Below are 5,318 nucleotides of genomic sequence, written 5' to 3' on the forward strand. Positions count from 1 at the left end.
TTAGCCTATGGCTTTACCCATAAATCCACCTGCTTTGCAGGTGGTAGTTTAATATTCCATAGTTTTTTATCAAGAACAATCAATTTTTCTTTTGCTTCCTCATTTTCAGCAGCAGTTTTCATGATAGCCGTTGATAGTGCAAACTTTGCTTCATGTCCTTCCCTGTTTTGGAGATCGTTTCTTAATAGCCTAAAAGTATCTGCATCTCCTAACTGGAAAGGGTCTGTTCTTCTGAACCCATTACCCCACGCACTCAACACTAAATTCTCAAATAACATAGCTTTATCGCCCATAAAATAAAATTTAATGAAATACAAAATCTAACGCTATCATAATAAGCTGAATTTATTGGGATGAGCTTAGTAGAGAATTTAATTCCCCAAAAGTTAAAACAGCTTGAAGACAAAACCTAACAATGAAATTCAAAATTATATGCAACTAATATCTCTTAAGTGTTACAGTTGTTACATATGTCACCCCATTATATGAATCTGTCCCTTCGTAACTAAATTGATTACAACTAAAATTTGTAATTTTTACAATAGCCCCTATTGTACTATTTGAAACGTGCATCTCATTACCAGAAAGGCTCCAAGTTTCAACGTTAGCGCTTATGGTACCGCATTGTAAGCCAATGTCTTTAACATACAAAAATCCATTAGGTGCAAAAGTCCACATATTATCTTTTACACATTCATCAGCTGTATCAAATTGATTGATCACTTCTCCGTTGGATCCCTTAGAAATAATGCTGATCATTTGATAATCTCCGCTTAACGAACTCATAGATAATTCGCAAGAGTCATCAGAAGATTCCTTTTTACAGGCACTACATAAAACATATGTTGCAAAACTCAAAAAAAACAAAGAAAATCTCATGGATGGCTTTTTTGATTCTTAAATATTTTAATCTTATATAGCAGTAAAGTATAGCCGGATTATTTACAGGCTATAGGAGTTTTGTAACATAGAGATTGAATTGTGGGCTGATTTATATTCATACGAAACTCTGGTTTTCAGTTATTGCACACAATCAGTTTTAGCACATTATTATTAGTTTTTACAAAAATTATATTACTTTTAATTATATGAACTTATCAAAAATGGAAAGCATAGAGAAAGTGTTGGAAAAACTCAAAACAGCCCGTAAAGAAAAAGGGTTCAGTCACGAAAACATGGCCGCGGAACTTGAGATAAGTCAGGCAGCTTACACTAACATTGAAAAAAACGAATCAAAACTTAGCGTTGAGCGGTTGTTGAAAATTTCTGAAATATTGGAGAAACCAGTTTATTATTTCTTTGAATCAAATCCGAATAACATTTACAATCAAAGCAATAATGATAATGCTATTGGCCATATTGATCACCTTTATCAAGACAATAGGGAGGCTCGCGCACGCCTTGCAGAAAGCTACGAGTCTTCTATAAAAAACCTGAAGGAGGAAATTGTTTTTTTACGTGATCTTGTAAATAGTAAGGGAAAGTAACCGAAAAATATCGAAAAACTCGAGGCTCCCCAGTTTACAATCAATAAAGCAATTTTAGTTTTATAAACACCCTCGCCCCATGCCCAATAGCACCCCAAACGTACAAGTGAGTGACACAACGAACGCCGATAGCGCCGCCACGGCCCACCCCATAATTCCCATCTTCCCCAGGTAATCCCAAAATCCGCAATCGCAGAACTTTATTGCCTCCCGTTTCGTAATTTCGCCGCTTCCTATACTTTGACATATACTATACATGGAAACAACAGTTGAAACAGCCGAAAAGCTGGGACTTCGTCCTGATGAGTTCGGGATGATAAAAAAGATATTGGGACGCACCCCCAACTTTACGGAGCTGAGCGCTTACTCCGTAATGTGGAGCGAGCATTGCAGCTATAAAAATTCTATCAAGTGGCTGAAAACGCTTCCCCGCGAGGGCGCGAAGCTGCTGGTGAAAGCCGGCGAGGAAAACGCGGGGCTTGCCGATATCGGCGACGGCTGGGGCGTGGTGTTTAAAATTGAAAGCCATAACCACCCTTCTGCCATTGAGCCTTTCCAGGGTGCGGCAACCGGCGTGGGGGGTATTCACCGCGATATTTTTACGATGGGCGCACGCCCGATAGCGGCGTTGAATTCGCTGCGCTTCGGCAACCTCAGCGAAGAAAAAACGCAGCACCTGATGAATGGTATTGTGCATGGCATTGGTCACTACGGCAACTGCTTTGGCGTGCCTACCGTGGGCGGCGAAATTTATTTTGAGGACTGCTATCATACCAACCCGCTGGTGAACGCCATGAGCGTGGGCGTGGTACAAGCCGGACAAACCGTGAGCGCTACAGCCGAAGGCAAAGGCAACCCGGTGTTTATTGTGGGTTCTGCTACCGGTAAGGACGGCATGGGCGGCGCGGCATTTGCGTCGGCAGATATTACGGAAAGCAGCGCGGAAGATCTGCCTGCCGTGCAGGTGGGCGATCCCTTCCAGGAGAAAAAATTATTAGAAGCCTGCTTAGAACTTATTCCCACAGGCGCATTGGTGGGCATGCAGGATATGGGCGCCGCAGGCATTATATGCTCTACCGCGGAAACCAGCGCCAAGGGCGGTGTGGGTATGCGTATTGACCTGGATAAAGTACCCACCCGGCAGGCGGGTATGAAGGCATGGGAGCTGCTGCTGAGCGAAAGCCAGGAACGCATGCTGCTGATCGCAAAAAAAGGCCGGGAGGCAGATGTGCTGAAGGTATTCGACAAATGGGACTTGCCCTGCTCGCAGATCGGTGAAGTAACGGATGGCGGCATGCTGCAGTTTTATATGCAGGGTGAGCTGGAAGCGGAACTGCCTGCAGAAAGCCTGGTATTAGGCGGCGGCGCACCGGTATATGAAAGGGAATACAGGGAACCGGAATATTTCGCGGAGATCAAAAAGTTTGATCCTGCGAGCATACCCGTGCCGAAAGATCTGAAAGCGGTGGCAGAGAAAATAATCACCATCCCGAATATAGCGTCCAAGCGCTGGATATATACGCAGTACGACAGCATGGTGGGCACGGGCAATACTACCACCAACGCCCCCAGCGATGCGCAGATCGTGAAAGTGAAGAGCACAAAAAAGGGTTTGGCGGTTACGGTTGACTGTAACAGCCGCTATGTATTTGCCGACCCGTTTGTGGGTTGTATGATCGCAGTGAGTGAAGCGGCAAGGAATATTGTGGTCAGTGGCGGTGTGCCGCTGGGCGTGACCAACTGCCTGAACTTCGGCAATCCTTACGACCCGGAAGTATATTACCAGTTTGTATATGCTATTAAGGGCATGGGCGAGGCTTGTAAGAAATTCGATACGCCGGTTACGGGTGGTAATGTGAGCTTTTATAACCAGCATCCGGGCGGCGCGGTATATCCTACACCCACAATAGGTATGGTGGGCTTGCTGGAAGATATTGATGCGAAGATGACGCTTGATTTTAAGCAGGCGGGCGATACTATTTATTTATTGGGTGAAGTGAATGATGATATCAATTCGTCTGAATACATACATAAGCTGCACAGGGTGGAATATTCTCCTGTTCCGCATTTTGACCTGGAAGAGGAATATCGTTTACAGCAAACCGTTAGTAAGCTCATCAGCAGCAAAACCATTGCTTCCGCTCACGACCTGAGCGAGGGAGGTTTGTTTGTTACGCTTTGTGAAAGCGGGTTCAACCGTGAGTTAGGGTTTAAAGTAACTACTTCAACTAAAGTAAGACCGGATGCTTTCTGGTTCGGGGAATCGCAGAGCCGGGTAGCGGTAAGCGTGAGTGCGGATAATATTGCGGCTTTTGAAAAGACAGTAAAGGAAAGCGGCGTGCCGTTCATTAAAGTGGGTGAGGTTACAGATGGTGCAGTGATCGTTGACGGTGCATCGTGGGGTGATATTACCAGGTGGAAGGAGCAATATGACACGGCTATTGAAAAATATATGGAATATGAGGAGCAGCATATATAGCGGATTGCTCTTCCTGCTTGTTTTTATATGTTCCTGTGGGGGGAGTAGCGATGAAGATGCTGCGGGACTGGCTGATGAGAATGCCCTGCACATAGCACAGCTTCAAAAAAAAGTACAGCTCAACCCCGATTCACTGGGTACCCGGTACCAGTTGATGAACGCGCTGACGCAGGGCGGTAAATACCAAGAAGCGCTTTTACAGAATGATACTTTAATGGCGGAGGATACGGCCAATGCTGCTTTGTGGTACAGGCGCGGCGATATATTGCTGCAGACCGGTGATTCCGTAAACGGCATTCATGCTTTGGAACGGGCGGTTGATGTGACGCCGGCTTTTGCCGAACCTCAATTGCAACTGGCAGCTATTTATGCCGGCCGCTCCCAGTCCGCTGCCATACAGCTCGCCGACAGGATCATAGCCACATCGCAGGAAACGCGTACCACATCGCAGGCATACTTTATTAAGGGACTATACTATTCCAATATCAATGAAACAGACAAGGCGCTTGCGCAGTTTGATGAATGCCTCAAAAGCGATTATACCTTTTTAGATGCTTATATAGAAAAAGGCCTGCTGCTGTACGACAGGCAAAGATTCAGCGAGGCGCTGGCGGTATTTGAGCGTGCCATACAGGTGAGCAATACCTTTGCTGAAGCCTGTTTCCAGGCAGGGAGGTGTGAGGAGGCGCTGGGGAATAAGGATGAAGCGAAATTGTATTACCAAAAAGCGCTGGGACTGGATAAAGATTTTGCAGCCGCAGGGGAGGCTTTGGAAAGATTGAAGTAGTGCCGGGGGTACAAGTTACAAGTTGCAGGGGAGTAACCAGAAGGAAATATAAAGCACCAGGAACCAAAAAACGGAACCAAACCTGCCTGCTGGCAATGAATAGTGTTTTCACTTCTCACGTTTCACCATTCACCTGAGAGAGATGATGCGAGGATGCGATCTGACCCTCCTTATGTCGGGTACCGACCGCATCTTCCAGCAACCTGCAAACCTGTAACAAAGGCAAAAGGTGTAAGGTGGAGGGTATAAGGTAGGGCTGTCAGAGACAAACAATCGGCTATCAACGGAACCTCAAACCATAAATTTCCAAACGATAAACTTGCAGCCTGCAACCCGCCCCCATCTCAAATTTTAAATCTCAAATCCCAAATCCCCCCTTCACTCTTTCCGCTTAAACCGTATCGTTCCACTCGACTTTTCCGTAGACGTAATATATACTTCATGGCGTTTGCCGTCCACCGTTACTACCATTAAAGCGGTATTGGGGGGGATGGCGCCCATATTATCGGCATACATTACCAGCTCATTTTCTTCGCGGGTAGTATCCAGTTTGATCTTCAGGGAA

The 5,318-nt window shown here is 45.6% G+C and carries 6 protein-coding genes; 3 read left to right on the forward strand and 3 right to left on the reverse strand.

Annotated features, from left to right (window positions below; translation table 11 throughout):
- Positions 1-5 precede the first annotated feature (5 nt).
- Together PLH26_RS20030 and PLH26_RS20035 are read right to left on the reverse strand one after the other, a co-directional pair.
- The gene (locus PLH26_RS20030; protein ID WP_324587797.1) at positions 6-293 is read right to left on the reverse strand and encodes a hypothetical protein; all 288 of its coding nucleotides are present in this window, start codon (positions 291-293) and stop codon (positions 6-8) included.
- A 145-nt stretch (positions 294-438) separates the two neighbouring features.
- Positions 439-879 carry a hypothetical protein gene (locus PLH26_RS20035; protein WP_324587798.1) on the reverse strand — a complete coding sequence of 147 codons (441 nt, stop codon included), beginning with the start codon at positions 877-879 and terminating at the stop codon, positions 439-441.
- Positions 880-1,088: 209 nt separating this feature from the next.
- Between PLH26_RS20035 and PLH26_RS20040 the strand changes: the two genes are divergently transcribed.
- From PLH26_RS20040 to PLH26_RS20050, 3 genes are all read left to right on the forward strand, one after another.
- Complete coding sequence (locus PLH26_RS20040; protein ID WP_324587799.1) at positions 1,089-1,487, forward strand: helix-turn-helix domain-containing protein; 399 nt, start codon at positions 1,089-1,091, stop codon at positions 1,485-1,487.
- Positions 1,488-1,743: 256 nt separating this feature from the next.
- Positions 1,744-3,966 carry a phosphoribosylformylglycinamidine synthase subunit PurL gene (gene purL, locus PLH26_RS20045; RefSeq protein WP_324587800.1) on the forward strand — a complete coding sequence of 741 codons (2,223 nt, stop codon included), beginning with the start codon at positions 1,744-1,746 and terminating at the stop codon, positions 3,964-3,966.
- Positions 3,947-4,753 (forward strand): tetratricopeptide repeat protein, encoded by an 807-nt coding sequence (locus tag PLH26_RS20050; RefSeq protein ID WP_324587801.1) that lies wholly within the window; start codon positions 3,947-3,949, stop codon positions 4,751-4,753. Before purL ends, PLH26_RS20050 begins: the two co-directional genes overlap by 20 nt.
- A gap of 378 nt (positions 4,754-5,131) precedes the next feature.
- On the opposite strand, the gene PLH26_RS20055 is transcribed toward PLH26_RS20050, so the two are convergent.
- Positions 5,132-5,318: hypothetical protein (locus PLH26_RS20055; RefSeq protein WP_324587802.1), on the reverse strand; the 187-nt coding region annotated here is incomplete at its 5' end.

The organism is Agriterribacter sp. (genome assembly GCF_035444585.1).
Taxonomy (GTDB): Bacteria; Bacteroidota; Bacteroidia; order Chitinophagales; family Chitinophagaceae; genus Agriterribacter.

What these genes read in the sequence shown, in the direction of transcription:
- PLH26_RS20030 (WP_324587797.1), bottom strand. Translation starts at nt 293, where the DNA reads ATGGGCGATAAAGCTATGTTATTTGAGAATTTAGTGTTGAGTGCGTGG.
- PLH26_RS20035 (WP_324587798.1), bottom strand. Translation starts at nt 879, where the DNA reads ATGAGATTTTCTTTGTTTTTTTTGAGTTTTGCAACATATGTTTTATGT.
- PLH26_RS20040 (WP_324587799.1), top strand. Translation starts at nt 1,089, where the DNA reads ATGAACTTATCAAAAATGGAAAGCATAGAGAAAGTGTTGGAAAAACTC.
- purL (WP_324587800.1), top strand. Translation starts at nt 1,744, where the DNA reads ATGGAAACAACAGTTGAAACAGCCGAAAAGCTGGGACTTCGTCCTGAT.
- PLH26_RS20050 (WP_324587801.1), top strand. Translation starts at nt 3,947, where the DNA reads ATGAGGAGCAGCATATATAGCGGATTGCTCTTCCTGCTTGTTTTTATA.